The organism is Leptospira bouyouniensis, from assembly GCF_004769525.1.
In the GTDB taxonomy this organism is placed as follows: Bacteria; Spirochaetota; Leptospiria; order Leptospirales; family Leptospiraceae; genus Leptospira_A; species Leptospira_A bouyouniensis.
The window spans coordinates 601,755-627,752 of record NZ_RQFT01000003.1 but is presented as its reverse complement, the minus strand read 5'-3'; the positions used below and the strand labels follow the sequence as shown (position 1 = coordinate 627,752).

Genomic DNA, 25,998 nt, shown 5'->3' with positions numbered 1-25,998 from the left:
ATAGTTAAAACATTCAAGCAATACAGATTGTTTCTAAAACAATCAATTCATTTTGTTGCAACGACTAAATTCATTCTTTGGAATTCTTCTGATACATCAACACGAAATCCAATTTCTTTTAAATAGTTGTGAATGATGGCAACAGTAATTCTAACTTTTCGATAAGAACTAACACTCATTTGCCAATCTCCATTTATTTTTTCATACAGTAAATCAGTCACCAAAATGTTTTTGTCTGAAAAATCAAGTAAACAAGTATGAATCCGATTCTCATCAGACTTTACTGGTATAAAGCGTTCCTGATCCTGAAGAGTTTTAGAATAATCTCGAAAAGATAAAATGAATTTACCTCTTGGCAATAATCTGGTATAACATTGTTCCATCCATGCTTTGATTTCTTCAAAGGAATCCAAATGTGAAATTGTATCACCACAACAAAGAATTAACTCAGGATTAATGTCTTTCCATAAGGAAAAATTTGTAATCTCGCCATCGACTAGTTGCATTGGCAATGATCTGTTTTTAACATTTTGATTTAACTCACTCAGTAATTGTGGATTGAAATCAATTGCTGTTACTTCATATCCCAATTCTGCTAATGGGATTGCTTGCATTCCATTGCCAGCTCCCATATCGATTGCTTTTTTGCTGAATTTAGGAATTAAATTCTTTTGTATTAAAAACGATTTAAACTCTTGGGATTTTTTTTCCCAATCACCTAACATCCACGTATAAAAATTTCCTAAATGTGATTCGTAATGTTTTTTAGTTGTCATACCAATTACCAATAATGTTTCATGAGATCCGTTGCCCATTCTGGTTGCCGAATGGAAGACTGCGGTTCAAATTCTCGCAGAACAGGCTTTATGTCTAAAACAGGTGTTCCATCGATAGCATCAAGATACTTTACTGTTAATTGATTGCCATCTAGTTGAATTAACTCAACTGTGCAAATTCCCAGTTGATTTGGACGATCCTTTTTTCTTTGAGCAAAAATACCAACTTTTGGATAGTTTGTATTCCCACGAGGATGGTTTTCATAAACAATTTCTTGTTTTATTACCTGATCAAAATAATAGATAATTTCCAAATGCGAAAATTCCTTAATTCCCTGTAATGCTGAATGTGGAATATCAGGAGCCAGTATGATGTGGCTGACAACGCTAGACCATTCATCATCGATTGGCTTCGTTCTTACATTTCGCACAAATGCAACAGGTTTTAATTCAATTTTCATCTATCTTTACCACCCATGATTCCAGAAAAAATTCTATACGTTTTTTTCACTTCAAAAAATAATTGAGTGAAAAAAGAAAAATGAATATATTGATGCACACCTAACGGCCGTCTTATATGTTTGGATGAGACAAAACACAAACCAAATCAAGGAATTTTTTTTGTTTCAAAGGGACATTTTCCAATACTGTTTATTTATATTTCTTTATCCTCTTATTTTCCTGCTCACAGCGGAACCAAAGAACCTAAATTTATCTCAAGACTCATTCGATTACTTTTTCACGAGTAAAATTGATTCACTAGCAACCCACAACAGAATCCCCATTTTTGTTTCAGGAAGATTGGAAAAAAATGGAAAAATCGAACTAACAAAAGAAATAATACCCAAATCATCATTCTTGATGATTGTGCCTTCCTTTTCCGTTTGGAACGAGCCAATGAATCCGACCTTTGAAAATCAATTCTATCATTCCATCACCTTGTTACTTAAAACAAATCCAACAACCAAAGGTCTTGTCTTGGACGCTGAGTTCGGTGCAAAACAATCCAAAGATTCTTATACTAATTTTGTTTGTTCCATTCACAAGCTCATTAAAACAAAAGATTCAAATCTTCAGTTCCACTTAGCATTATTTCCACCAAACCACCCAGACCAACATGGTTATTATGATTTAGCAAAATTGTACAGTTGTTCTGATAACTGGATATTCATGTTCTATGATGAACATAGTCCAAGGACCAAACCTGGTCCCATTTCCACATCAAATTGGATTGAATCAAATCTAAGTGAGATCGAAAAGAAACTTCATAAGAAAAAGTTACCATTTGAAATACCCATCGCATCGATTCGTCAAAAAATATATTTAGGACTTCCTTTATATGGATATGCAAAAACCAAATCGGGAAAATTTGGAAAAGTAGTTCCCATTCAGAATTGGATTGTTACTCCTGAATTTCAAAGTTCAAGATCAGACTATTCAATCATCAAACATAATGGTGAAGTTATATACTTACCAACTGCTCACTTCCTAAAACACTGGGAAAAGATTAGCACCGAACAAGGATATGCTGGAATCGCTTATTGGAGAGAAGAATTTGCAACAATGTATTTGAATCAATAATAGATTTCAAAATTCTCTTCAAATATAATACTGACTTTGGTAACTAATCCCAATTTGATTTGCGCATCATCCAAAAAATGGAAAATTTAGAATATGGAAATACACACGAAAAAGAGGATAGATTGAAAATCAAAAAAGATATGCGATGAATCAACCAGGAATCAATTTCATTCCGTTTCCATTGATTCATCAGATGTGTTTTCTTCCATTTCTCCTTCCTTGAGATTGCAGTTGATAAATGGATCCAATTCATTTTCTGTAATATGCTCATCGATCACTCTTTGTAATTCTCCAACAAAGTCGACTCTTCGCATTTCACAAATATATTGTTTTCCATCACTTACACTTAAATCAAAGTATACTGCTTCTTCTGGCATTCCAAAACTTGACTCACCCATTCTGTAAGTGGCTGAACAATCAAATTCACCAACTTTACAATCAGTGACAATAAATCCTTTTCCTATAATTTTAAATTCAGTAGCTAAATTGTCATCTTTGACATTGAACGCATAAGGAAAGACCAGTTCTTGGAGATTTTTTTTATAATATCGAATATCATATTCATCATCGCTTAACGAAGTACGATTCACCCAACCTACTGTATCATTATAATTGACTTTCACATATCCGACATTGGCGGTTAATGGATTTGTATTTTCGATGACTTCTAAAAGAATATTTTTTGGAATGATTGTCAAAATGGAAGCTTTGGGACTAGGTTCTGATATTAGCTGAACTATTTTGTTACTAAGTGTACGTAATCTTTTATTAATATCTAAATCAAATTGACTTATTAAAATTTCTTTCCCTTTCCAAAATGCTTTATAATAAAAAACATTTTTATCAACTTTGACTTCGATGAATTTTCCGTTTTTATCTAAAGGTAACGTAACTTTGTCTAAAGGTGTAGGGGGATCTACTTTGATAAGAGATAAATCTAATTCAAGTCCAGGTATTATCGAACCAGGTGAAATAAATGTCGTCAAACAGTTGTATTGTTTCGGACATTCTGTTGGATCAATATTCTTAGAAAAATTTGTTCCATTTAATAGAGAGAGTGAAAATAAAAAAATTCCAAATTTTTTAATGATTCCAACTCGATCGATAACTTTCATATTTACTCCAACCTCTTGTGAAGAATTAACGTCTTCTAAACTCTGCTTCTTTCTACGACAAAGTAATGTTAATGTAAATCATTCCTTTTGGAAAGCCAGATTTTAAGAACTTTTTAGCAAACGAATGATATTATAAAAACGAAAGCGTATTTTTTTGTCGTATTCGCGACATAGATGGAAGTGACACACATTGACCAATGAATGTCACTTCCTTAGGTTTGAAGTATAACACTAATTCAACATCTGGAAAAAATCATTTCCCTTATCATCAACGACGATAAAGGCAGGGAAATTTTCCACATCGATAGACCATACGGCTTCCATTCCAAGTTCAGGAAAATCCAAAACTTCCACCTTTTTGATGTTTTCCTTTGCAAGTAATGCCGCAGGGCCACCTATCGATCCCAGATAAAACCCTCCATTTTTTTTGCAGCTATCTGTTACAACTTTGGAACGATTGCCTTTCGCAAGAGTGATCATCGAAAATCCCTTCTCTTGGAAAACTGGAACATAAATATCCATACGTCCAGCAGTGGTTGGTCCGAAGGAACCAGATGGCATACCTTCAGGAGTTTTCGCAGGGCCTGCATAGTACACCGGATGGTTTTTAAAATATTCAGGAAGTGGTTCTCCTTTGTCCAATTTTTCTTTGAGTTTGGCATGGGCGATATCACGAGCAACCACCAAACGACCGCTAAGCATCACCCGAGTTTTCACCGGATATTTGGTCAGCACTTTTAAAATCTCTGGCATAGGTTGGTTTAGATCAATGTGAACTGATTCAGTATTGGAATCCACTTCATCTATGGTTGGTAAAAATTTGGCTGGATCGTATTCGAGTTTTTCTAAATAGATTCCATCTTTTGTAATCTTTGCTTTGATGTTTCGATCAGCACTGCAACTCACACCAAGTCCAACGGGACATGAAGCTCCGTGACGTGGAAGGCGAATCACTTTAAAATCATGTGCTAAATATTTTCCACCAAACTGTGCACCTATCCCAGATTTTTGAGCCGCTAACAACATTTTTGCTTCGAGTTCTGTATCTCGAAATGCGGAACCAAACTTATCTCCTTTTGTTGGTAAATGGTCTAAATACCCAGCTGACGCAAGTTTTACGGTCTTTAAATTGGCTTCTGCTGAAGTCCCACCAATGACAACCGCGATATGGTAAGGAGGACATGCTGCTGTTCCCAAATTGGATACTTTGTCTGCAATAAACTTTTCAAGGGATGTTGGATTAAGAAGTGCTTTTGTTTCTTGGAAGAGATAGGTTTTGTTCGCTGAACCACCACCTTTCGCTAAAAAGAGAAAACTATATTTATCACCAGGTGTGGAATATATATCAATTTGAGCAGGCAAATTGGATCCAGAGTTTACCTCTTCATACATAGTCAAAGGAACCACTTGTGAATAACGCAAATTTCGGTTCACATAAGTATTATAAATTCCTTTGGAAAGAGCTTGTGCATCATCACCACCTGTAATGACATACTCTCCCTTTTTTGCCATAACAATGCCTGTCCCAGTGTCTTGGCAGGATGGTAATTGTTTATCAGCAGCAATTACTGCATTCTTAAGAAGTGCCATAGCCACAAAACGATCGTTTGGTGTTGCTTCTGGATCATCTAAAATTTTACGCACCTTTTCCAAATGGGCCGTTCGTAGATAAAAGGAAACATCCTCCATCGCCTTTTCTGCAAGGAAGGTGAGGCCTTCTGGTTCCACTTTCAAAATTTCTTTATCGCCAAAGGGGACTGTACTGACATAATCTTTTGTCAAAAGTTTGTATTCGGTTGTATCTTGAGTGAGTGGGAATGGATCGGCGTAAAAGAATTCTGGCATAGAAACCTCTATTTTGTACTTCTAATCTCTTAGGAATCCTTCTTTCGTAAATGAATTTTTCACGACAATAAGAGTGGATTGTGTTTTGCTGATTCCAAATGGAACCAAATGTTTTCAATCAAATTGCAAATCAATATGATACGGCAGAGAGAATCCAACTTGCTCGACGCATTTTAGAAAAATTAAATCCAACTTTGTCACTTGGCACAAAAAAAACCCTTCTTGATTTTGGATGTGGGACAGGCCTTCTCGGGATCCCACTTACCGAACATTACCAAGAAGTAATTTTTGTCGATGACTCCCCTGTAATGTTAGAAGTGTTACAGTCCAAGATCAAAGCGAATGGGATTCAAAATGCAAATACGATGGCCACAGGTGATTTGACCGGTTCAAAGTTTTTGCCAGTGGATGAAATTCTTTTGTCACTTGTATTATTGCATATACCCGATACAGAAAAAATACTAAGGTTTCTGTATGATTTACTCAAACCAGGTGGAAAACTTTTTGTTGTGGACTTTGACAAAAATCAAAAAGTATCCCATCCAAAAGTTCACAATGGCTTTAATCAGAAAGACTTACAGGAATTATTCATAAAAATTGGATTCCGAAAGGTATCGTCTTCTACCATTTTGGAAGAGAAAAAAGTATTTATGAATGAGGACGCATCGTTATTTCTTTTAGTAGCTGAAAAATAACAAATTGAGCAAAGTCGCCTATTGAATATTAGGCGAATCTTTGAGCTTCAGAATGATTGAGGCATGAGAAAAATCGTTTAATGTTTAAAGCCAGATAATCCTTTTGCTTCTGTGTCCGCATTCCATAATAGAGATTTTAGATCTTCTGGAATCGGCATGGGAGCAAAAATAGGTACAGTTGCACTGCCAGTATTTCCCACTGGGATCCTATTGAATAGACTCCCAATCCAACCAAAACTCATTCGCACAAATTGTCCTAAAATTTCATTTATATCGAACTTTCTGATTCCAAAAACGAACATCCGGAAATGAACACCCGTATGTGAAACTGGATGGTATTGTCCAATGATATGGGCTCGCTCCAAATGATGCCATGCCAACGAATCGTTATTATGTGCTAAAGCTTCTTTGTATTTTTTTAGTTCGTTTTGATAAGCAAACTTCAAATCATTTGGCATTTTTAAATTTAGTTTCATGATGGTCCCTCTCGTGCCTTGGATTCCTAACATTCCAAAATTCAAACTACTGTAGACGGATCATCATGAAAATTCTAGCAATTTTTCAATGTTTTAAATAAGAAATTCCAAAGTATGCTTCACCTAACAGGGTCTAACATTTTAAAATTTCGAATCCACTCCTCTGATACAATTGGATCATCATAAAAATGTTCATTCTCTTTTCCGAATCGTTTTTCATATTCTTGTATTTTGTAGCTATCCTGATGACAATGAACTGCCGCATAACATTGAATCCCTTTTTCTGATGTTATTTTTAAACCATTGGCCTCTTCAAATAAATCCAAATAACCTATCCTCCAACCATACTCACTTAAAAGAAGTGGCATCACATTTCGATAAGATTTATGCGCATTGACTGAACTTGGATTCAGTCCAAAAAAGTTGACGAATATTTTGAATTTAGTGCCTTCTGGTAGCGCTTGTAACACTTGCGTCAGATCCTTTGCCCAAGCGGTTGCATCTGCTTCCGAGATTGGACCTGTTAACCTTGTGGTGATTAAATTTGAGTCCTTTTCCCATTTTGTATAAAATTCTATTTCCATATGACTTAGACTCAAGTTGGACAGATTCCAAGTCAAACTTAGTATTTTCAGATTGCCTCATGATGAAAACATTTGAATCCCTAATCGACCGAGGACCAATTGGAATAAGTAAAACAAAACAAATGTAAGAATGATACTGACAAAAAGAGCCATATAAAAACCAATTAGTTGATTCAGTTTTGGAAATACCAAAAACATCGGTAAGGTAGGAATTACAAACCAAAACGTATAATAGGCATGGTTTGAAATTTTTTGATCTGATGCATTTTCAACTTTCAACCAAATTAGTGTTAGAATGGTAACGAGTGGAAGGGATGCAATGAGGCTCCCCAATCGGTCATTTCGTTTTGCGACTTCGGAGATGAGGACAACAAGGGCTGCTGTGATCAGGTATTTGAAAATGATGTAATACATAAATGATTTCTCCCTGAACTTCCTATCCTGTTACTTAAGTTAAGCTGATTTATTTGCTTATTTGATTCTCACCAATCTATTGCAAGGTGTACAAGAAATACTACTATTTGAATTTAATGTTCCTACTTTGCCTTCTCTTTCGACTTCGGAAGATTCTTTTCATACAATGAAATCCATTCCTTAGGACCCATTTTACTGACTAATTCACCAATCAATTTCCAAGGAATCTCTTCTATTTTTTTGAATCGAATACAACTTTTCCCCATATCCAATTTGGTTTTGCTATGTTTTGGGTATTCCGTTTGGAACCATTGGAGTAATTTTGGATCGGAATAAATTCCCATATGGTAGAGGGCAAGGCCATTCTTTTGAGAAGCAATATGGAGGAATGGTAATGCAAGCTCAGGTGTGACATGATAACCCGCCGGGTACATTTTTTTTGGCACCACATAACCAATCATATTGTATTGGAAAGTTTCTTCAAAACCTTTCGGGAGATTTTTTTGAATGACCTTACGAAGTTTTAAAAAAACGGTTTTTCTTTCTTCTGAAAGGGTTTCAATATATTCTTCTATCGATGATGCCACGAGAGAAGGATAAACAAAATGACATTGTTTCGGAAAGAAATTTTCATTCGATGCATTAGAAAAATGATCTGGCTGAAAATTGATACATTATTATTTGTGAGGTTGTATCCTTCCCTAACATTCAATAGTAGGGAAGGAATTTAGGATTATTTTTTAGCAGGAATCCACAAAGGACCTACTCCAATCAGTAAAACGATTCCATTAAACAATGCGTTTGATGGATTCCCGGATGTTATAGAACCCGCACTATCCAAAACAAACCAAGAAAGCAAACCAAATAAAACTGCTTTTCTAACTTCCTCGGGTGCCTTATCATAAACCAAGACTGCCAACATCCAAACTGTCACTCCCCAACCTAATAAAAATCCACCTGTTAAAGCAGACAAAAATTTTGTATCTGGTGAAGCATACGTTGTATGTCCATCAATTGGCCAGCTCAGTAGATCCAATGTAAATCTTGCAAGTTCAGATGTTTCCTGCATGGTTCCCAAAAAAAATATGGGAGCAAACGATGCGATTACAATGGATGTAACCTTTAAATAGAATTTGTGAAATTTTTGAGTCATCACGATTACCTAGTTCTCTTTTAATACCTTCACATGAGTTATGAAGTAAGAAATTCACAATCAAATTCATATTGAGAACAAAAGAATCGATGTACGTATCCGTACAGTAAATTATAGTGAAGTTAAATTTAGAATCGTTGTTTTTAAATTCGCAAAATAATTTTTGAGCCAAGACTCGTTTAAATTATCAGAATGAATTTGAATATAAAAGTTTTCCAATGCTAAAGAGAACATTCCTTTCATTTGAATTTCAGTTAGTTCTATTCCCAAATCTTTTTTCCAAACATTTAAGAATGGAATTGTTACGATCGAATCGGTAGTTTCAATCAATTCAAGATAAGAAGGATTGTTCCGATGAATCCTAATTTGTTTGTGAAATAACAAGTCAATTTTATGTTCAATAATGATATTTATGAGTTCAGGATCAATGGAATTGGCATTGGCTTCTTTTTTTGCCATCTGAATGCATTGGTTCAAATGGAATTCAATCATTTGTTTTGTGAAATTTTCCAAATCAATGAACAAAAAATAAAAAGAAGATTTCGGTTTTCCAACAGCTTTGGCTAACCTTTCAATTTTCAAATGATCAAATCCATCGATGGCTACCATTTCGTAACCTTTAACGATCCAAATGTTTCTTGTTGCTGGCATGAAAGTGAATGTTAAATGAATTCCTGAATGTGGTTTTACATTAAGTTAAAATTTTGAAGACGCAACAACTAAAACAGCATAAAAAAACCCACCAAAACTGGTGGGCTTTTATTAGAGAAAGGTCTCTAGGTAAGAAAATCGAATTTCTTATTTAGAAACAACTTGGAAAGTCACACGACGGTTGATCGCGTCTTTTTCATCAAAACCAGAGATTGGTTTAGAAGAACCAGCTGCTTTTGTCACGATTCTTTCCGCAGGGATCCCTTGTTTTACAAGTGCAGCCTTTACAGCATCAGAACGGATTTGTGAGTAGTATCCATTTCCTTTTTTAGCACCTTCTGCTTCTTCAGGACCAGATGCATCTGCATGCCCTGTGATTTCGATTGCATAGCTATCAGGAAGTTTTGCAAGAGCGTCTTTGATATAAGCAACATTGTCTTTTGCCCAAGTTTTGAAATCTTCTGCTTGGATATCTGCTTGTTTGTAGCTAAATCCTCTGCGACGAACGCCATCTGGGTAACGGTAGTCTTTGAGTGCTACGTTGATTTCGTCCAAAAGAGCTCCATTGAGATCTCTCGAAGAAACTGCGGTTGTGTTGTCCGTAGTTGTGGACGTTTCTTTTGGAGTTTCTTTTTCTTCAGAAGACGAACAATTCGTTAATGAAATAGAAAGACCTACGAGGAGGATGAGGCTTAAAAAAAATCCTTTTTTCATCAGTTGACCTACCTTAATGTTTCCATAGTTTAGTTCTTTTCATTAGATAACAACCGAAAATGCAAATATTTGTAACCGTTTCCGAAGATTATGACCAAAGTCGCTTAGACGTTTTCCTAAAAGATAACGCTGGCGACGATCTTAGTCGTTCCACCGTTCAAAAATGGATCGATTCTGGCTTTGTGACAAACAAAACAAAGGACCAAGTTGTCCATAAAAACGGCTATAAGGTGGCCTTAGGAGAAGAGTATGTGGTGGATGTCATCGCAAGACCCCCTTCTCGATTGGAACCAATCCCCATGGATATCCCTGTTTTGTATGATGAAGATGAATTTATGGTGATCCATAAAAAAGCAGGGATTGCGTGCCACAGTGGTCCTGGAGACGATTCCCCTTCCCTTGTGAATGGACTCCTCCACCAATTTAAGAACCTATCGGGGACAGGTGGAGAACGCCGTCCAGGAATTGTCCATCGTTTGGACAAACCCACAGAAGGGGTTCTCATCATTGCCAAAACTGATCGTGCTCATGCCGCATTATCAAAACTCTTCCAAGATAGGCTTGTTGACAAAACCTATTATGCTTGGGTCTTACAAGCACCTGTGGAAGCAGAAGGGACCATCAATATGCCAATAGGTCGTCATCCCGTAGAACGAGTGAAGATGTGTGTCAGAGAAGATGGACGTATGGCCATCACCCATTACAAAACAGAAAAAATTGTCCAAACCCAAACGGGTCGTAAGTTTAGTTTGATGAAGTTGGGATTAGAAACGGGTCGTACCCACCAAATTCGTGTTCATATGGCAAAAGTAGGATGCCCTGTGGTTGGGGACAGTTTGTACTCAAGATCCGCAAAAGATTACACTCAGTATGGACTTTTACTCTTTGCTAAAAAATTAGATTTCCCTCATCCCTTTGTTCCTGACAAACGGATTGTTGTGGAACTTGAGTTCCCAGAACGATTTAAGATATTTGAACGAAAATGCCCTAGTTATTAAAATTTGGAAATTCAAAAATGGAAACGGCATCGAATACGCGTTTATTAACAATGAATCAATCACATTCGATCACCAGTGATTCCTAATGGATTGTAAGAAATCGTGAAACAAATCCGTTGGTTCAAACCTTTCTTTTTCCTTTTGGTTCTTTTTGCCAGCTTCCATCTGTTTTACGATGTGATCTATGAGAACCATTTGGGAGAGGGGACGGATAGTGATGTATTGTATCCCTACTTGTTTGCCAAAGATGTTTGGAATGGGAAAGTAAGTGGTTGGAACTTACCACCAAGTACCACTTTATTTCCAGATGGAATGATATGCATCCTACTTTATCCCCTCACAGGATCGGTGTATTCTTTCCATCTAGTGTATGGATTTTTTGTTTTTCTATTACCTTTTATTTTTGCGAAATCTCTCGGGCTATCCAATTCACTTTCAACCCTAACCTCTTTAGGATTTTTAATTCTCGCAGGCCTTGATCCAAACCAACTCGGTCAGTTTTATTTTCCAAGTTTTCATGGTATGACATTCATCTTGGCAGCTTGGGCATTGATGGAAATTGAAAGATGGAATGATGAGAACAAAGAGTTCCCAAAACAAATTCGGTTTTTGTTCCTTATGACAATGATTTGGATATCGGAGTATTGGTTTTTTGTGAATCTTGCTCCCTTTCTATTCTTATATGGTTTGGTTCGATTGCGATGGAAAATCATCATTCCAATTGGTTCAACATTGTTAGGATTTTTCATTGCAAAATTGATTACAAAAGGGTTTCGGACTTTTGGAATTGGCACAATTGGGACAGAAAGTTTTGAATTGATCCCAAAACTAAAAATTTTACTCACATTATTATTTCAAAATCCAATCCAAAGTTTTGATGGAATTTTAATTTCAAGTACCAAAAATCCATTCATCAACGTTTGGTGGGAACGTTACCTTGTTTTTGGATTCCTTTTTTTTATTCTCTCAATCTTTCACATTTCAAAAAAAAACATTGGAAAAGAGTTTCTATTTTTCCTATCACCATTTTTTACGATGGTTTTCCTATACGGATTCCAAATAGAACCTAACATACGATATTTGTATATACTTCCTTTTGGTACGTTGTATTTTTTATTTCGAAGTATCGAACTTTTTCCTTGGTTTCGAAAAATCATTCCGGTCTTAATTTTGGTTGGACTTTTTATCTTTTATCTTTCGATTCATTCGGATTTGATCACAAAAATCAAAACAGGTGAGTCTAGACGTACGAACCGACTTACATGTTTGGAGGCATTTAACCCGCACATTGTTGGAGCCGCCACCTATTGGCCGATCAAATATATTTATGCCTTTTCCAATCAAAAATGGACTCTTGTTCCTTTCACAAAAGACGGAACATATTACCCTTGGGTGGCAAATACCAGTTGGGATGGCGAATCCAATAACCTTTCCTTTTCTTCCTTCGTTTGGGGAGTCACGGATTCAAAAGAAAATTTGGAAATATGGAAGGGAGTAGAACTGGTGAAAGAATGTGAAGGTTGGTATTTTTTTCAAAGAAATTCAGATCAACGAAATACGAAACCTAAGAATTGAATTGATTCCAGTTTTCCTTCGAGCAGTTTAGGACAGGTTATGATAGAACTGTTTTCCGATCCTTCCCTTTGGCTTGCCCTTCTCACGTTAACTGCTTTGGAAATCGTTTTGGGGATTGATAACATCATCTTTATCTCGATCCTTTCTTCTCGGTTACCAAAATCCAAACAAAAACAAGCAAGGCAAATTGGACTGTTCTTAGCCATGGGAACACGAATTTTACTTCTTTTTTCCCTTTCCTTTATTATGAAACTCACAACGCCACTATTTACAATTTTGGAGCATACGATTAGCGGAAGAGATATCATTTTGATACTCGGTGGTTTATTTCTCATCGCAAAATCAACAACAGAAATCCATCATAAGCTGGAAGGTGAAACTTCGATCAGCGATGAATCTAAAAAACAAATTTCATTTATGCAAGTGATCGTACAAATTTTGATTTTAGACGTCGTTTTTTCTTTGGATTCCGTCATCACGGCCGTGGGTATGACAGATAAATTAGGGATTATGATCGCAGCTGTCGTTTTATCAGTTGGATTTATGTTATTATCAAGTGGTAGTATTTCGGACTTTGTAGACCGCCATCCGACAATCAAAATCCTTGCACTTAGTTTTTTGATTTTGATTGGTGTTGCCTTACTTGGGGAAGGATTAGAACTGCATATCCCAAAAGGGTATATCTACTTTGCGATGTGTTTTTCAGTGATCGTTGAATTTTTAAACATGAAGTTACGAACCAAATCCGAAAAACCTATTGCTTTAAGAGGAAAATAAAATGAAACGTAAAGAATTTATCAAACGATCCACTCTCACACTTGCAGTCGCACAACTTCCATTATATGGTGAGTCCAACAAAGAAAAAGAGAAAGAAATAGAAAACAAAGATTTGATTGTGTCTCCCTGGCTCGAAGCAGAATTTTTAAAAGACTACCATACCTTAGTCATCAATTTGCTCACGAAACCAACCGAACTAAAGTTAGCTGGAAATTGGTCTCCAGGAAAAGTATTATCACATTGTGCTCAAAGTATCGAGTTTTCGATCAACGGATATCCTGAAATGAAGTCTTCTCTCTTTCGCGGATCCATTGGAAAAATAGCATTTTCCGTTTTTGCATTTAAAAACAAAATGAATCATGGATTGGAAGAACCCATCCCTGGTGCCGAAGAGATCAGCAACCAAACAGAAGTAAAAGTTGGTGCAAAACGCCTTATACAAGCGATTGAATTGTTTGAAAAAACATCCGAATCTTCACTTCGCCCGCATTTTGCTTATGGAGAATTAACCAAAGAAGAATATGATCTAGCACACACACTTCATATCAAAAATCATATGGAAAGGTTATTACATTAAGATCATTTCAATCTGTTCACATAGATCTTCGGCTTTGTACATTTTCGATAGGTAAGCGGATACGATTGTTTCCAATCCTTCCTCTTCTAAAAAAGAATTTCCTCCTGACAAAGGAGCATCGGAACTGATGAGAATGATTGGGATTTTTTGGTTTTGTTTTCTTTTTCCTTCCCATTCATGAATGAGAGAGATTCCATTCATACCAGGCATATGTAAATCTGTGATGATGAGCGTAGGTGTGATCCTAGATAAATGAGAAAGTGCTTCTTCTCCATTCCCAGCTTCGATTACAATCCATTGGTTTCTTCGCATAACTTCCGCTAAATCAGACCTGAAATTACCCGAATCATCGACGAGTAATACTGATTTAGTACTTTTCGACAGAGAAATTTCAAAAGAAGAACCAACACCAAGAACCGATTTGATTCTTAATTTTCCAAAGTGAGCTTCTAGAATATTCATACAAAGTTGTAACCCAAGACCAGTCCCTCTTTCACCTGCAGTACCTGGGGTACTTTTGATATTTTCTTCACCGGTTAGCTTATGGATTTGTTCTTCGCTCATTCCGAGTCCACGGTCTCGGATTTCAACACTCAGCCATTTACCCTTAAAGGAAACTCCTACCCAAACTTCAGAATTGAGATTCGAATACTTAATTGCATTCGTAAGAATGTTTTTAAAAACTTCGCCGATAAGAGTTCGGTCCGCTATAATTTCTGCTTCGATCGGTGTATCTTTTTGGATTCGGATGCCTTTGAGAGTTGCGAGAGGTTCAACTGATTCAATGATTTCATTTAACAATTCATTCACGGAAAATTTGGTTTGGATAAGTTTCGTTCCAATAGCATCAAAACGACTCACGTCAAGAAGTTGTTCCAACATTTTTAAAGATTGTGCTACGCCTGATTTACAAATTCCTAAAAATTTCTTTTTTTCTTCTTCGGAAGTTTCGCTAAAACTAAAATCGATTACGTCCAAAATTTGATTCACACTATTGAGCGGCGAACGTAAGTCATGCGAAATTAATGAAACAAAGTTAGCCTTCCAACGATTTGCTTTCTCTAATTCTGTTGTACGAGCTTTTACTTTTTTTTCGAGTGCTTCTTTTCTTTTGTAGAGTTCTTTTGAAATTAACTCAGATCGTTTGTAGACTCTTACAAGACCAAAGGTGACACCCAATGTTTGCGGAAAAATAAATAAATATAATGAAATTAGTCCCATTGGCCTAAATCCAATATTTGGATTCGATATCAGAATTACATCGATCACTCCGCCAATGACAGCAAGAAACAAACTGAAAAAATATAACTTACTTTCTTTTCTTTGGAAGTAGAGAGCAAGTGAAACCGAAAACAAACCCATGATGACAAAAATGACTGAAAAAAATTCAAAATAATAACTAACAAGCGCTAAATGTTTTACAGGAGTCAATAGTGAAACTAAAAAAAATGTTAATGAGTAAACTTTAAGTAAAATTAACATTTTTTTGAAGATTCGCATTTGTGCCAAATTTAGCAAAACGCTTCCTCCAAAAAATAGAACAATGACAAATCCTAACCGTGATAATCGGAATAATGGAATACAATACTCATCTGATAAAAAATTAAATAAAATTCTCGTTTCAGTTAAGGTAGCACTTAGAATCAATATTCCTAAATAAACAAATGACATTCTTAGCGCATTTTTTTCTGATCGATTGATCAAATAAACTAACGCATGATAGATGGATAGTAGACCCATAAATATCAAAATGATACATGTGGCTGAATGATACCCATTCCATACTTGGATTATTTTATCTAACTTTCCAAACTGAATAATTCCATGAATGCCTGCATATTTATGAGAAAAGTTGGAAATATGAATTACCAAATCTATATTTTGTTCCAGGTCTAACAAAGGAACAATTTTGGTATGAAAAGATGGTTTGTGTGTTTCAATATTTTTTCCAATCACTCCATTCTCAGCAACTAACTTACCATTGGCGTAAATTTTATATGCGCTGTGAAGCACTGGTATTAGTAGTGCGTAAGTCTCCCTCTCTTTATTTTTTTTTGGTAATAAAATAGTTAGACGATATGTGGCATACCCGAAACTGGGATAGTCATCTCCATCTTCATTGACTTGAGAAAACCACGGAACACCAACTTGGAGGTATGATATATTGGTTCGTGAAGTTTCATTTGGATCTAAAAATTCATTCCAATGAAATTCCCATTTTCCAATCAAGTTCACCGCTTCCTGTGATAAATCGACCGAACTAGCGTCCAAAACACCATCTTTCGCGAGTAAGGTTGGGGAAACTTCCAAGTGGCACGAGAGAGAGACCAAAAGGGAAAAGACGAAAATTAAGGGATAACGACAAAATTTTACTAAGTCAGAAAAAGATTTTTGGATAGATGAGATGGAGACGCTGAAAATCATAAGGCTGTGGAATCCGTTAAAATTGCCATCTTAGAAGACCATTCCGTTGTCACTGAAGGAATCATATCTATTCTGAAATCCAATCCTTTCTTTTCTCTTGCCGGAGAATTTCGAACGGCCGCTGATTTGTTTCAATTCATTGAATCAAATCCCATCGATTTATTAGTCCTCGATATTGATCTTCCAGACCGAAACGGAATCGATGTTTTAAGAGAAATCAAAGAAAAACACCAACCTACCAAAGTCATCATTTTTTCCTTACATGGAAGCCGTGTGTATGTGGAAGATGCTCTTAAATCGAAGGCAGATGGTTACATGCTCAAATCAGATCCCATCTCAAAACTACCAGAAGTCATTCAACTTGTGATGAAAGGTGGCTCCTTTGTCTCGGATGGTGTGAGCAAAGTCCAACTTCCGTTTTCACCATTCCAAATGGAAATCCTAAACCTTCTCGTCCAAGGACTTTCCCAAAACGAAGTGGCTGACAGGATCCAAAAATCAAGAAAAACAGTGGAATACCACTTAAACCAAATGAGGACAAAGTTTTCCTGTAAAAACAACAACGAACTCATTTCTAAATACGAAAAAGAAATACAAAAATAGCGATTTCGTGATTTCTAAGTCATATGTTTAGACTAATCTATATGTATGAAACATATCTATTTACTCAGACATGCTAAGTCTGAATGGGACGAGCCATACGAGACAGATTTAGATCGTTCCTTGTCCCGCAGGGGAAAAGAACAATCCAAAGCCTTACGGGATTATCTCAAAGAAAGTCGATTTGAATTTGACCAATGTTTGGTCTCGCCAGCCGAACGAACATTGAAAACCTATGCTTCTCTACGAAAGGAAATCCTTAGATTTCCCAAACCTGAAATCCGAGAATCAATATACGATGCGGATCAAGAAGATTTGTTATTTGTATTACATGGGCTTGCTGCAAGTACCCGTTCCGTTTGCCTCGTTGGACACAATCCTGGATTAGAGTCCTTTGGTTCTGCCCTTCTTTTGGGTGACAAGGACCAATCCATATTTCATAAATTCCCGACCGCTTCCTTTTTAGGACTTAGTTTTTCTGAAGATACTTGGAAAAATCTTAGTTGGGGAAGTTGCCAATTAGTAGTATTCTGGATCCCTGGGCAAATAGGAAAAGAATGAAACCTTTATATTCAGAAGAACGTATCCATCACCGCGTGGAAGAATTGGCACGCGAAATCTCTAGAGATTTTTTGAGTAAAGATTTGGTTGTCATTGGAATTCTCAACGGAGGGTTTATCTTTACAGCTGATCTTTGTAGGAGTATTGCCATCCCCCACGAAGTGGATTTTATGGCGGCATCTTCCTATGGTGATGGGACTACTTCTGGAGAATTCAAAATTACAAAAGAACTAAAAAAATCAGTCCATAATAAATCTGTTTTGTTAGTCGAAGACATCGTGGATACTGGAAAAACTTTGGAATACCTTCTTTTAGAAGTCCAAAAACAAAAACCTAAGGATCTCAAAGTGGCTGCTCTTTTCTGGAAACAACAAAAGGCTAATCCTCATATCCTTGTCGATTACCCAGGTTTTATCATCGAAGATGATTTCCTTGTGGGGTATGGATTAGATTTCAAAGGTAAATATCGTAATTTACCTTACGTTGCGAAGTTAGAAGGTACAGATTGAAAGATTCTATCATCAAACAAAAATTTGACACCCTGAGATCCTTTCCCGTTTTAAACTCAAAGATATTACAAATAGCGGAAAATTATGTAAACCATTCTGATGATTGGAAATTACTCCGGATCAATCCTTTGAAATTTGCCGCCGAACATAGTTTAAGCGAAAATGATTCAGTAGATTTTTTTGTGCATGCGGCAAAGGTGGGACTATTTGATTTTGCCTATAATTTGATTTGTCCAATGTGTGGAGGAATCGTACATAGCCACCATAAACTCGACGATATCGAAGGAAAAGAATTCCATTGTGTTTCTTGTAATATCGTTGTGCCTACTCTACTCGATGACCAGGTGGAAGTTGCCTTTCAAATACACCCATCATTACAAAAAAATCATATCGATCCTTTTGTTGACGTAACCAACTACTTCCGTTATTTTTTTTCAGAAAATTTTGATAAATCAAATGAACTAAAAACATGGATCCAATCATCGATTCGAGATTATGCGAAACTTGATATAGATGATTCCTATACTTTCGAGTTTGATGCAAAATACGGTGAATTACAAGGCCATCTCATTCAGTTTGTCAGCATCGATCGAAATACAATGTGTTTGTTTTCCGTGGACCCAAACCTTCCTCATTCTAATCAAGTTTACTTAGTGGATTTGATGGAAAGCGGAATGAAACCAGATGCTGTATCGATTCCTGAAGGCCATCACCATTTTACCATTCACAACCGAACTCGGTTCCAAGTAGGACTGAATGTTTTAACTCCGAATCCAAAAGAAATTGAGAGGATTGCCAACTCATTCCCAACTGTTCGCCATTCTTTTTTAACTGCTAAAATGTTGTTAAACAACCAATCATTCCGTGATTTATTTCGCATCCAAAAACTATCTCCCGATTTAAACTTAAATGTAAAATCACTTACAATCATGTTTACTGATCTTAAAGGTTCAACGGAAATGTATGACACAGCGGGTGATATCCTTGCTTATAAATTAGTACAAGAACACTTCCGTATCCTAACAGAGATTGTGCGAAAGTTCAAAGGTGCTATTGTTAAAACTATGGGTGATGCGATTATGGCAACGTTTTCCACACCAACTGAAGGACTTCTTGCAGCCCTCGAAATGATGCAACGAATTGAATCCATGAATCTAGAGTGGAAAAAAGAAGGCTATGAAATTGGTTTGAAAGTGGGACTCAACGAAGGGTCTGCTTTGGCAGTTGTCAATGATGAACGCCTCGATTATTTTGGCCAATCCGTGAATATAGCAGCCCGCGTGCAAGGCCTTGCCAAATCAGGTGAAGTATGGCTCAGCGAAACTGTTTGGAATGCCACTGGATCTGAAGACCTAGTCAAACAACATGGTTATTTTTTTCGCAAACAAAAAGCAACTTTGAAAGGAGTCGGAACACCGGTTCCAGTTTTCCAACTCAGCCGAAATAAGTTGAAATCCCCACCCATGTGGAAACAACTCTTCAATAAATGATAAATTTGAATCTTAGATTTAGATTTTGATTTTTAACAAAACAATCTACCGTTTCATTTTCTCCGAGTATCGTTCAAACATTTGCAACGAATGAAGTTAATTTGCTGAAAAAACGGATTTTGTAATTTCACTATAATATGCATCTTCCGCATATAATTGTTATCCTTCAGAAGAATAACAATTATATATTTTATGTTCTGCTATAGATAATTGGAATCGGTCTCACCCTACTTCACAGGTTCAGCTGAAACTTCTACTTCCGGCAATGAAGCTCTTAAATAACCAGATTGTAAAACTGCTACTTGTCCCTCTTCACTTGTAAGGTAAGTAACAAATGCATCAATTTTATCCCCTTGGTCTGTTTTATAAATCATAAACAATTCACGCGCAAGTTTATATTTGCGATCATATACATTTCGAACGGAAGGTGCCACATAAGGGTCTTGCGCATTTTTGGCATAATCCAGTGCCTTTAATTTATCTTTGTGATCAACTAAAGCAGAACCCATTCCCATATAACCTATGCTATTTGGATTTTCTTGTATGAATTTTGCCATTTCTGCATTATCTTTTACGATTTTGGCACTTGGTGAAAAAACATTGGTTTTAAACTTTGCAAATTCATTAGAACCTAAATCCTTTCGTTTTAAAATGTGATTTTGGAAATAGTCTTGGGTTCCAGATTTATCATTACGAATCACTATCGAGATCGGTGCGTCGGAACCACCCACTTCTTTCCAGTTTTTAATTTTCCCAGCAAATATATCTGAAGTTTGTATCAAATTTAACTTTGTGACAGGGTTTTTGGAATTCACAACCAGTGCAACACCATCATATGCCAATCTTACAATTTCCAAGTTTCCTGTTTTTCTTAGATCGTCAAATTCAGCTTCGTTGAGTGCCCTTGAAGAAACTGCCATGTCAATTTCTCCTTTTCGGAGACGGTCAATCCCTGCTTCTGAACCACCACCTTCGACTGTTACACGAATATTTGAGTTTGCCTTTTCGTATTCTGTGCCTAAAAATCGCATCATGCTGTTCATTGTCTCAGAACCAGCTACTTTTAAAGTTTGTTTGTCCTTACAAGCGACAAAGTTGATTGTAATCAAAATGTAAAAAAGCAGAGAGAGGTTTTTCATCGTAATTCAGGTAAAGCCCAAATTCAATCCTCCGTCAATCGCAAAAACCCTTCGTTTTTTCCAATTCTCCCCTCAGTTTTTATTAAAAATCCCCGATCTTTGCTAAGTGATGACTAAGAGCAGATTCCTACTGATTTGTTTTATTACAATTCTACCATATCTGGATTTGTTAGCAGTCCCAGTTGGTACAACAAAATTCCATTGGAAATGGGCCTCAAACCAAGTTTTGGAACTGAACGAATACCATGAAGTTCTGTTTCGAGTTGGTACAAAAACCGTCGAACGTGAAGACAAAAATCGAGTAGTAATGAAAACCAAACAATGCTCACAAGACTCCTGTTTGGTGAATGCATGGTTTGATACATACCTTCGGTATGGCAAAACATCTGGCCCATTTTGGAAAGATAAGGAATTTGTTTCCGATTTTACTTTGTTTCGAAATGGTCGGTATGAAGTCCCGAACGAATTCATTATGCCAAACCTTCGAAGTTTTCCTTCCTTTCCTGATTCACCTGTATCAGTCGGAGATGTTTGGAAACTACCTGCGGAGGAATCATTTGATTTTTCATCGGAACGTATCCGTGTGAAGGTCACACCAGAGTATACATTTCAGGGAATATTTCCATGGAAAGAAGGTAACTATTCTGGCAATTGTGAAAAAATTACTTATACCTATCCAATTTTTTATGCGAAACCAGAATCAGAAAAAATGGCGCCTAACGTACCTTATAAGATATTTGGTTTTGCAACTGGAACTGTTTTTTTTAATGCAGAACGAGGAGTTCCTGAATTCAAAGAAGTTAAACTTTCTTATACATTTATTTATCCAAATGGGACGGTACAAGAAGCTAACTTTTTTGTAAAAGGTGTTTATTTTTTAAGAAACCACGTGAATGCCAAAGATAAAGAATCCATTCGTGAAGACATCTTAAATGATTTGATTGTAGGATATACGAAGGATGGTCTTCCCAATGGTAGACGCATCCAAAGAAAACAAAATCCAGGAAAATTATTTCCAAATGATAAACTTCTTGGAATACAACGACCAGAAACATCGGGAATTCAAGAAAACACTAACACCCAAGGTTCACCCCCAGAAACAAATGAAACATTAGAGCCAAATTTACGACCAGATGACCCAAATCAAATTGCCGAACAATTACCTGTGAAGGTTCGTACCACAGACGATGGAATTGTGTTTTCATTGGATTCCATTCTTTTTGATTTTAATGATAGCAAATTAAAATCTGATGCGGAATCTGCTGTAGCAAAAATTGCTGAGATCTTAAAAAAATACCCTGACCGGGAAATACGAGTTTCTGGTCACACAGACAATATTGGAAAAAAAGAATACAATCAGAAATTATCCGAAGAACGAGCGAAGTCCGTATTACATTCTTTAGTCGACAATCATAAAATGGACGAAAAACATATCTCCTTTCGAGGGTATGCAGACGAGTTTCCTATAGCACCGAACGATACAGAAGAAAATCGACATAAAAACAGAAGGGTAGAAATTACTTTGGTTCTTGATTAACCGATTTGTAAATCGAGACCAACTGAATAAGGAGGAACCAAAGGTTCACTTTCCTTTTTCCCTCGATCCAATAGTTTTTCCATCTCTTTGCGAATATCACCAAGTAACAAGTGACAGCTGTCTTTTTTATTTGTTTGGTATTTTTGAAAATAGGAAGTCAGAGGGATAGCTGAAGAGGCATAGACATAGGCTTTTTTTGCTCTCACTTCTGATTTGCCAAAGATATGCCGTTCGAAACTACAAATCCATTCCATCAGACGCTCTGCAGATGGCCATTGGATAAGGCTTTTAGGTTGGGTGACGAGAAAGGCATACGCTGTCTCTACCAATTGTTTGGCACGTCGTACATTTTGGTCTGTTAGGTGTTTGGGGGTAGATTCCAAGGGAATTCCAGCCTCAATTCGATCTAATGTATGGAATAAAATTCTGATTTTTTGAATGGCATTGTCTGAATCTCGGAATTTTAAATTTAGTATTTGGCCTGCGAGATTGAGTGCAGTATGCCTTGCTCTCCCCAATCGGTAGTCAAAATCCTTGCCGTCAATTGCAGATCTTGGTATCCCAAGTTCAAACTCGGTTTCTTCCAACATCACACGACCCACAGTCAAAAATCGCCTTAGGATTGTCCTTCCACCAGGGTATAATTTTAACTTACGTTCAATTCGAGATAATGAAGTTTCTATGTCTCGGAGAATCGAATCACGAGTGCCCGAAATTTTATATTTCACAAATGTGGGTTGCACAAACATTTCAGCATTTGGATCCTTTTTTTTGGCTTCTTCCAAACCCCAATAAATGAGTTGAGCCGTACTTGGCAAAAAAGAAACCAAGTTATCATTCTCTCCTGACATAATCCCTTCTGGATACATCACAAGTTTCCCTTCTTTATCGGATAATATCCGTTTAGTGGTGCGTATCATTTTACGATTGGAACTTCCATGTAAAACAGAATAGGCACCAACCCTTTTGATCAGCTCTCCAACAATACCGAAACCCCAATTGAAAATACTGCGTGATGCCATAAAATGAAAACGTGTGCCAATGGTATTGGCAACTTGGTATGCGATAATGGATTCGATTTCTGTAGGTTGGTTAAAAAGATACACAACTCGTTTGTTTTTTGTTTCTTTCAAACGTTGTTCATCTTCTTTTGGTATAACCACTCCATCTAAGTTAAACAAAAGTTTTGTGAGAATGGGAAATCCCAAATCCAATCCCAAGGCTACAGGAAATTCAAAACGAGGAGCGATAAAAGTATCTTTCATAAAACTGTCTATTTAGACTAAGAAAATACCCGTATTCACTACGAGCAATTATTCGTGTATGTAACCCCAAGTTTCTAATATTTTTTTCACTTCTTTACCCATTTCTTTTTGTACTTCTGTTTCACCGGATCCACTAAAGGCACCATCATTATATACCCATGGTAGTGGTGATTGGAAGAGTCCTTCTGGTTGCCTTTCCGATACAATTAAGTCATCGAGATTCGACATGGACCTTTGGTATTCCAATCCAAACCTTCCAAAACGAACAGGGATCGTTTTTCCATTCCGAGTGAATTGAAAATAAGCTCCTAGTTCTGGATTTACCGTTTTCAGAATAATCTCTTCAGGTTGGTCCAAATTTTGATGTTTAGGATCGTTTGTTTTTTTAGATCCATTCGGCTCATTCCGTTTTTGAGATTCCTTAGTCACCGATACTGATTTTGCAGAACCTGATAGTATTTGCACTGTTTCGGGCGCTTCCCAATCATAAACGGAACCTTGCACATTCATCGATAAAAAATCACGGCAGATCGCTTCCTCACAAGCTGGGATCCATATGCGAATACCATTCCGTTTCAAAAAGTTTTCCCTTCTAAAATCGACTCTTGCCATTTGCAAAAGAGTTTCCCCATCCTTCTCTAAACTTAAGTTGTGCAGTTCTTTTGGATCTTTTTTAAGATCGTACAATTCTTCGGCCATAGTATGGGGTTCACCAGCAACGGTTCGCCTAACCGTCGTAAATCCTGGATAACGACGGATGTATTTATAGGTTTCTGTTCGAACTGATTCCGACATCCTCCCTTCCGTATAAATATATTTTTCCACTGGGCACGGATTGGATTGTAAAATGCAGTTTGCATAATCCACTCCTTGGTAAGTTGCATTTTGGGGTTTCAAATTCAAAAATCCCAGGATGGTTGGTGCCAAAGATAATAACGATGACTGACCAGAAATTCGGATTTGTGTTTTCTCAATTCTAAGTGAACCGATTTGAGAATCGGATACGTTTTCCAATTGGTTTTGTGTTGTGAAGTGTTTCACAATCGGGTAGCGGTTTTGTATTGAATCTTTATCTTCGCTAAACAATGATTTGTTTTGTTTATTTACCAAATTATCTGCCAGTGATTTGGGTAGTTTGATAAAATAAGGCACATTGATTTCTTCATCATAATGGGTCTCCCCATGACCAAACCGTGTTTGCATGATAAAATGATAACTATAATCATGTTCTGGGCTAAATAGTTCACCGTGATCCCCGGTCACGATGATCATGGTCTCATCATAAGTTCCAAGTTCTTTTAATTTAGTTACCAAACGACCGATCTCACGGTCTGTATAGTGCATTTCACCTAAGTAACGCTGTACGGGGGATTCAAATCGATAAAATTCGGAGTCAGGGACAATCTTACGTACTGCCTGCATATCTTCTTGCGGAGGAGAATAGGATGCATGTGGAGTGTTCAAATTAAAATGTAAAAAATATGGAATGTCTTTTTTCTCGGACACAAACGAAATGGCCTCGTTTGTCAGGACTTCTGTATCCACAATGTCCATCCCAACTTGGAAAGAATTATGAAATCCTAAATCCAATCCCACAGTTGTATAATCCAAAAAGAACACATTATTCATAATGGTTTGGGTAAAATACCCAACTTCCCGAAATGTTTTGGCTAAATTATCACGTTTTTTTCCGTAATACACTTTTCGTTGGTAGGGTTTTGTAGAAAACCAAGAATTCCCCAAACCGAGGTTAGATGAGTATTCCGAATGAAAAAAAGACATCATCGAAGGTTTTGTCCAGTTCCCATTTGCGAATGGATTTTCAAAGAACACTGATTCTTTCGCAAGTTCATCCATTACAGGTGTAACGGAGTGTTTAAATCCATATGCACCAAAAAAATCTTTCCTTGCGGAATCTATGACAATCAAGATCACTGATTTGGGTTTTTTCAAATTGGAAAAAGTCTCTGACCACTCAATTGGATATAACAAAGGTTCACCGACAAAAAGATAACTATCCTTACTCTCCCAAACAAGGCGTAAGTCCCCATCAAGAGTGATAGTTTCCCTTTTTTTTTGCCACTGTTCTTTAGGTGTGCCCGTTAAGTCCCATTCCAAAATGAGTTCTGATTGGGAATACAATTTCAATTTTCCTGATACTGAGGATTGGAATTCTTTTTCACCTAACAGACCCATAAGCGAAGAAAATTGGTAACTTCCTTTCGGAATCGTAAATTGGTATTCTTGTCCTGGTGGGAAAAATAGAGCATCCAGGGAATGATTTAAAAATATATCTTTGTTTGTGTTAAAGGTGATCTGCGTGTTTTCCCATTTTCGAGACAGAGGCAGTCCACTTTGCCTCCCTGGATTTTTTTTCCAATGGTAGGGTAATGGATCCTTAGCAATTTTGATTTTAGACCTAGCATGTTTTAATTCCAAAACCAAATCCACAGGGAAACGAAATTCCGATTTGTTCAAACAGTGAATGAGACAAAAACAAAGGACTAGGGCGAAGGGAAGGATCTTTCGCATTTGGAACCAG

At 36.7% G+C, this 25,998-nt stretch carries 26 protein-coding genes; 11 read left to right on the top strand and 15 right to left on the bottom strand.

Annotated elements, in window-relative coordinates; genetic code table 11:
- Positions 1-47: 47 nt before the first annotated feature.
- Together EHQ43_RS04630 and tsaA are read right to left on the bottom strand one after the other, a co-directional pair.
- Positions 48-776 (bottom strand): class I SAM-dependent methyltransferase, encoded by a 729-nt coding sequence (locus EHQ43_RS04630; protein WP_135770243.1) that lies wholly within the window; start codon positions 774-776, stop codon positions 48-50.
- A 5-nt stretch (positions 777-781) separates the two neighbouring features.
- Positions 782-1,237 (bottom strand): tRNA (N6-threonylcarbamoyladenosine(37)-N6)-methyltransferase TrmO, encoded by a 456-nt coding sequence (tsaA, locus tag EHQ43_RS04625; protein ID WP_135739906.1) that lies wholly within the window; start codon positions 1,235-1,237, stop codon positions 782-784.
- Between the two features lie 436 nt (positions 1,238-1,673).
- On the opposite strand from tsaA, the gene EHQ43_RS04620 reads away from it, so the two are divergent.
- Positions 1,674-2,357: a glycosyl hydrolase family 18 protein gene (locus tag EHQ43_RS04620; RefSeq protein ID WP_244242637.1), complete on the top strand. Its 684-nt coding sequence runs from the start codon at positions 1,674-1,676 to the stop codon at positions 2,355-2,357.
- Positions 2,358-2,524: 167 nt separating this feature from the next.
- Here the strand turns inward: EHQ43_RS04620 and EHQ43_RS04615 are convergent, their stop codons facing one another.
- Together EHQ43_RS04615 and EHQ43_RS04610 are read right to left on the bottom strand one after the other, a co-directional pair.
- Positions 2,525-3,472 carry an SH3 domain-containing protein gene (locus EHQ43_RS04615; protein ID WP_135770241.1) on the bottom strand — a complete coding sequence of 316 codons (948 nt, stop codon included), beginning with the start codon at positions 3,470-3,472 and terminating at the stop codon, positions 2,525-2,527.
- Between the two features lie 231 nt (positions 3,473-3,703).
- Positions 3,704-5,317 carry a fumarate hydratase gene (locus tag EHQ43_RS04610; protein WP_135770240.1) on the bottom strand — a complete coding sequence of 538 codons (1,614 nt, stop codon included), beginning with the start codon at positions 5,315-5,317 and terminating at the stop codon, positions 3,704-3,706.
- A gap of 98 nt (positions 5,318-5,415) precedes the next feature.
- Here EHQ43_RS04610 and EHQ43_RS04605 point away from each other — a divergent pair, with 98 nt between their 5' ends.
- Positions 5,416-6,012 carry a class I SAM-dependent methyltransferase gene (locus EHQ43_RS04605; protein ID WP_135770239.1) on the top strand — a complete coding sequence of 199 codons (597 nt, stop codon included), beginning with the start codon at positions 5,416-5,418 and terminating at the stop codon, positions 6,010-6,012.
- A 77-nt stretch (positions 6,013-6,089) separates the two neighbouring features.
- Here the strand turns inward: EHQ43_RS04605 and EHQ43_RS04600 are convergent, their stop codons facing one another.
- The 7 genes from EHQ43_RS04600 to loa22 form a co-directional block, all read right to left on the bottom strand.
- Complete coding sequence (locus EHQ43_RS04600) at positions 6,090-6,488, bottom strand: DUF3703 domain-containing protein (protein ID WP_135770238.1); 399 nt, start codon at positions 6,486-6,488, stop codon at positions 6,090-6,092.
- A 119-nt stretch (positions 6,489-6,607) separates the two neighbouring features.
- Positions 6,608-7,072, bottom strand: a complete 465-nt coding sequence (locus tag EHQ43_RS04595; protein WP_135770237.1) for a hypothetical protein — start codon at positions 7,070-7,072, stop codon at positions 6,608-6,610.
- 57 nt (positions 7,073-7,129) lie between these two features.
- Positions 7,130-7,486 carry a DUF3147 family protein gene (locus EHQ43_RS04590; RefSeq protein WP_135770236.1) on the bottom strand — a complete coding sequence of 119 codons (357 nt, stop codon included), beginning with the start codon at positions 7,484-7,486 and terminating at the stop codon, positions 7,130-7,132.
- A 122-nt stretch (positions 7,487-7,608) separates the two neighbouring features.
- On the bottom strand, positions 7,609-8,073 hold the full coding sequence (locus EHQ43_RS04585) for a DUF1801 domain-containing protein (protein ID WP_135770235.1): 465 nt from the start codon (positions 8,071-8,073) through the stop codon (positions 7,609-7,611).
- Between the two features lie 146 nt (positions 8,074-8,219).
- Positions 8,220-8,639 (bottom strand): hypothetical protein, encoded by a 420-nt coding sequence (locus tag EHQ43_RS04580; RefSeq protein ID WP_135770234.1) that lies wholly within the window; start codon positions 8,637-8,639, stop codon positions 8,220-8,222.
- A 111-nt stretch (positions 8,640-8,750) separates the two neighbouring features.
- The gene (locus EHQ43_RS04575) at positions 8,751-9,290 is read right to left on the bottom strand and encodes a TetR/AcrR family transcriptional regulator (protein WP_135770233.1); all 540 of its coding nucleotides are present in this window, start codon (positions 9,288-9,290) and stop codon (positions 8,751-8,753) included.
- A 147-nt stretch (positions 9,291-9,437) separates the two neighbouring features.
- Complete coding sequence (gene loa22 / locus EHQ43_RS04570) at positions 9,438-10,007, bottom strand: OmpA family outer membrane lipoprotein Loa22 (RefSeq protein ID WP_208730924.1); 570 nt, start codon at positions 10,005-10,007, stop codon at positions 9,438-9,440.
- Positions 10,008-10,063: 56 nt separating this feature from the next.
- Here loa22 and EHQ43_RS04565 point away from each other — a divergent pair, with 56 nt between their 5' ends.
- The 4 genes from EHQ43_RS04565 to EHQ43_RS04550 all read left to right on the top strand — a co-directional run bounded on the left by EHQ43_RS04565 (position 10,064) and on the right by EHQ43_RS04550 (position 13,931).
- Positions 10,064-11,002, top strand: coding sequence for an RluA family pseudouridine synthase (locus EHQ43_RS04565; protein ID WP_135753381.1), 939 nt, complete (start codon positions 10,064-10,066; stop codon positions 11,000-11,002).
- A 102-nt stretch (positions 11,003-11,104) separates the two neighbouring features.
- Positions 11,105-12,577, top strand: coding sequence for a hypothetical protein (locus EHQ43_RS04560; protein WP_135770232.1), 1,473 nt, complete (start codon positions 11,105-11,107; stop codon positions 12,575-12,577).
- A 39-nt stretch (positions 12,578-12,616) separates the two neighbouring features.
- The gene (locus EHQ43_RS04555) at positions 12,617-13,354 is read left to right on the top strand and encodes a TerC family protein (protein ID WP_135739920.1); all 738 of its coding nucleotides are present in this window, start codon (positions 12,617-12,619) and stop codon (positions 13,352-13,354) included.
- Between the two features lies 1 nt (position 13,355).
- A complete protein-coding gene (locus tag EHQ43_RS04550; RefSeq protein WP_135770231.1) occupies positions 13,356-13,931 on the top strand; it encodes a DUF1569 domain-containing protein in 576 nt (191 codons plus the stop codon).
- Here the strand turns inward: EHQ43_RS04550 and EHQ43_RS04545 are convergent.
- Positions 13,923-16,241: a hybrid sensor histidine kinase/response regulator gene (locus EHQ43_RS04545; RefSeq protein WP_476737592.1), complete on the bottom strand. Its 2,319-nt coding sequence runs from the start codon at positions 16,239-16,241 to the stop codon at positions 13,923-13,925. The genes EHQ43_RS04550 and EHQ43_RS04545 overlap by 9 nt on opposite strands.
- A gap of 120 nt (positions 16,242-16,361) precedes the next feature.
- Here EHQ43_RS04545 and EHQ43_RS04540 point away from each other — a divergent pair, with 120 nt between their 5' ends.
- Genes EHQ43_RS04540 through EHQ43_RS04525 form a run of 4 tightly spaced genes read left to right on the top strand, consistent with a single transcriptional unit; the run spans position 16,362 to position 19,515 of the window.
- Entirely contained in the window at positions 16,362-16,958 is a 597-nt protein-coding gene (locus tag EHQ43_RS04540; RefSeq protein ID WP_135739923.1) for a response regulator transcription factor, read from the top strand.
- Between the two features lie 45 nt (positions 16,959-17,003).
- A complete protein-coding gene (locus tag EHQ43_RS04535) occupies positions 17,004-17,516 on the top strand; it encodes a SixA phosphatase family protein (RefSeq protein WP_135739924.1) in 513 nt (170 codons plus the stop codon).
- Positions 17,513-18,025: a hypoxanthine phosphoribosyltransferase gene (hpt, locus tag EHQ43_RS04530; protein ID WP_135739925.1), complete on the top strand. Its 513-nt coding sequence runs from the start codon at positions 17,513-17,515 to the stop codon at positions 18,023-18,025. The genes EHQ43_RS04535 and hpt overlap by 4 nt, the downstream gene beginning before the upstream one ends.
- On the top strand, positions 18,022-19,515 hold the full coding sequence (locus EHQ43_RS04525; protein WP_135770229.1) for an adenylate/guanylate cyclase domain-containing protein: 1,494 nt from the start codon (positions 18,022-18,024) through the stop codon (positions 19,513-19,515). The genes hpt and EHQ43_RS04525 overlap by 4 nt, the downstream gene beginning before the upstream one ends.
- Before the next feature lie 227 nt (positions 19,516-19,742).
- Here EHQ43_RS04525 and EHQ43_RS04520 read toward each other — a convergent pair whose 3' ends face one another.
- Entirely contained in the window at positions 19,743-20,654 is a 912-nt protein-coding gene (locus tag EHQ43_RS04520; RefSeq protein ID WP_135739927.1) for a phosphate ABC transporter substrate-binding protein, read from the bottom strand.
- A 109-nt stretch (positions 20,655-20,763) separates the two neighbouring features.
- Here EHQ43_RS04520 and EHQ43_RS04515 point away from each other — a divergent pair, with 109 nt between their 5' ends.
- A complete protein-coding gene (locus EHQ43_RS04515; protein ID WP_135739928.1) occupies positions 20,764-22,191 on the top strand; it encodes an OmpA family protein in 1,428 nt (475 codons plus the stop codon).
- Here the strand turns inward: EHQ43_RS04515 and EHQ43_RS04510 are convergent.
- Both EHQ43_RS04510 and EHQ43_RS04505 read right to left on the bottom strand, forming a co-directional pair.
- Positions 22,188-23,456: a lysophospholipid acyltransferase family protein gene (locus EHQ43_RS04510; RefSeq protein WP_135770228.1), complete on the bottom strand. Its 1,269-nt coding sequence runs from the start codon at positions 23,454-23,456 to the stop codon at positions 22,188-22,190. The genes EHQ43_RS04515 and EHQ43_RS04510 overlap by 4 nt on opposite strands.
- A gap of 48 nt (positions 23,457-23,504) precedes the next feature.
- On the bottom strand, positions 23,505-25,988 hold the full coding sequence (locus tag EHQ43_RS04505) for a sulfatase family protein (protein WP_135739930.1): 2,484 nt from the start codon (positions 25,986-25,988) through the stop codon (positions 23,505-23,507).
- Between the last annotated feature and the right edge of the window lie 10 nt (positions 25,989-25,998).

Coding starts and splice junctions, on each gene's coding strand:
- EHQ43_RS04630 (WP_135770243.1), bottom strand. CDS start 776: ATGACAACTAAAAAACATTACGAATCACATTTAGGAAATTTTTATACG.
- tsaA (WP_135739906.1), bottom strand. CDS start 1,237: ATGAAAATTGAATTAAAACCTGTTGCATTTGTGCGAAATGTAAGAACG.
- EHQ43_RS04620 (WP_244242637.1), top strand. CDS start 1,674: ATGAATCCGACCTTTGAAAATCAATTCTATCATTCCATCACCTTGTTA.
- EHQ43_RS04615 (WP_135770241.1), bottom strand. CDS start 3,472: ATGAAAGTTATCGATCGAGTTGGAATCATTAAAAAATTTGGAATTTTT.
- EHQ43_RS04610 (WP_135770240.1), bottom strand. CDS start 5,317: ATGCCAGAATTCTTTTACGCCGATCCATTCCCACTCACTCAAGATACA.
- EHQ43_RS04605 (WP_135770239.1), top strand. CDS start 5,416: ATGGAACCAAATGTTTTCAATCAAATTGCAAATCAATATGATACGGCA.
- EHQ43_RS04600 (WP_135770238.1), bottom strand. CDS start 6,488: ATGAAACTAAATTTAAAAATGCCAAATGATTTGAAGTTTGCTTATCAA.
- EHQ43_RS04595 (WP_135770237.1), bottom strand. CDS start 7,072: ATGGAAATAGAATTTTATACAAAATGGGAAAAGGACTCAAATTTAATC.
- EHQ43_RS04590 (WP_135770236.1), bottom strand. CDS start 7,486: ATGTATTACATCATTTTCAAATACCTGATCACAGCAGCCCTTGTTGTC.
- EHQ43_RS04580 (WP_135770234.1), bottom strand. CDS start 8,639: ATGACTCAAAAATTTCACAAATTCTATTTAAAGGTTACATCCATTGTA.
- EHQ43_RS04575 (WP_135770233.1), bottom strand. CDS start 9,290: ATGCCAGCAACAAGAAACATTTGGATCGTTAAAGGTTACGAAATGGTA.
- EHQ43_RS04565 (WP_135753381.1), top strand. CDS start 10,064: ATGCAAATATTTGTAACCGTTTCCGAAGATTATGACCAAAGTCGCTTA.
- EHQ43_RS04555 (WP_135739920.1), top strand. CDS start 12,617: ATGATAGAACTGTTTTCCGATCCTTCCCTTTGGCTTGCCCTTCTCACG.
- EHQ43_RS04550 (WP_135770231.1), top strand. CDS start 13,356: ATGAAACGTAAAGAATTTATCAAACGATCCACTCTCACACTTGCAGTC.
- EHQ43_RS04535 (WP_135739924.1), top strand. CDS start 17,004: ATGAAACATATCTATTTACTCAGACATGCTAAGTCTGAATGGGACGAG.
- hpt (WP_135739925.1), top strand. CDS start 17,513: ATGAAACCTTTATATTCAGAAGAACGTATCCATCACCGCGTGGAAGAA.
- EHQ43_RS04520 (WP_135739927.1), bottom strand. CDS start 20,654: ATGAAAAACCTCTCTCTGCTTTTTTACATTTTGATTACAATCAACTTT.
- EHQ43_RS04515 (WP_135739928.1), top strand. CDS start 20,764: ATGACTAAGAGCAGATTCCTACTGATTTGTTTTATTACAATTCTACCA.
- EHQ43_RS04510 (WP_135770228.1), bottom strand. CDS start 23,456: ATGAAAGATACTTTTATCGCTCCTCGTTTTGAATTTCCTGTAGCCTTG.
- EHQ43_RS04505 (WP_135739930.1), bottom strand. CDS start 25,988: ATGCGAAAGATCCTTCCCTTCGCCCTAGTCCTTTGTTTTTGTCTCATT.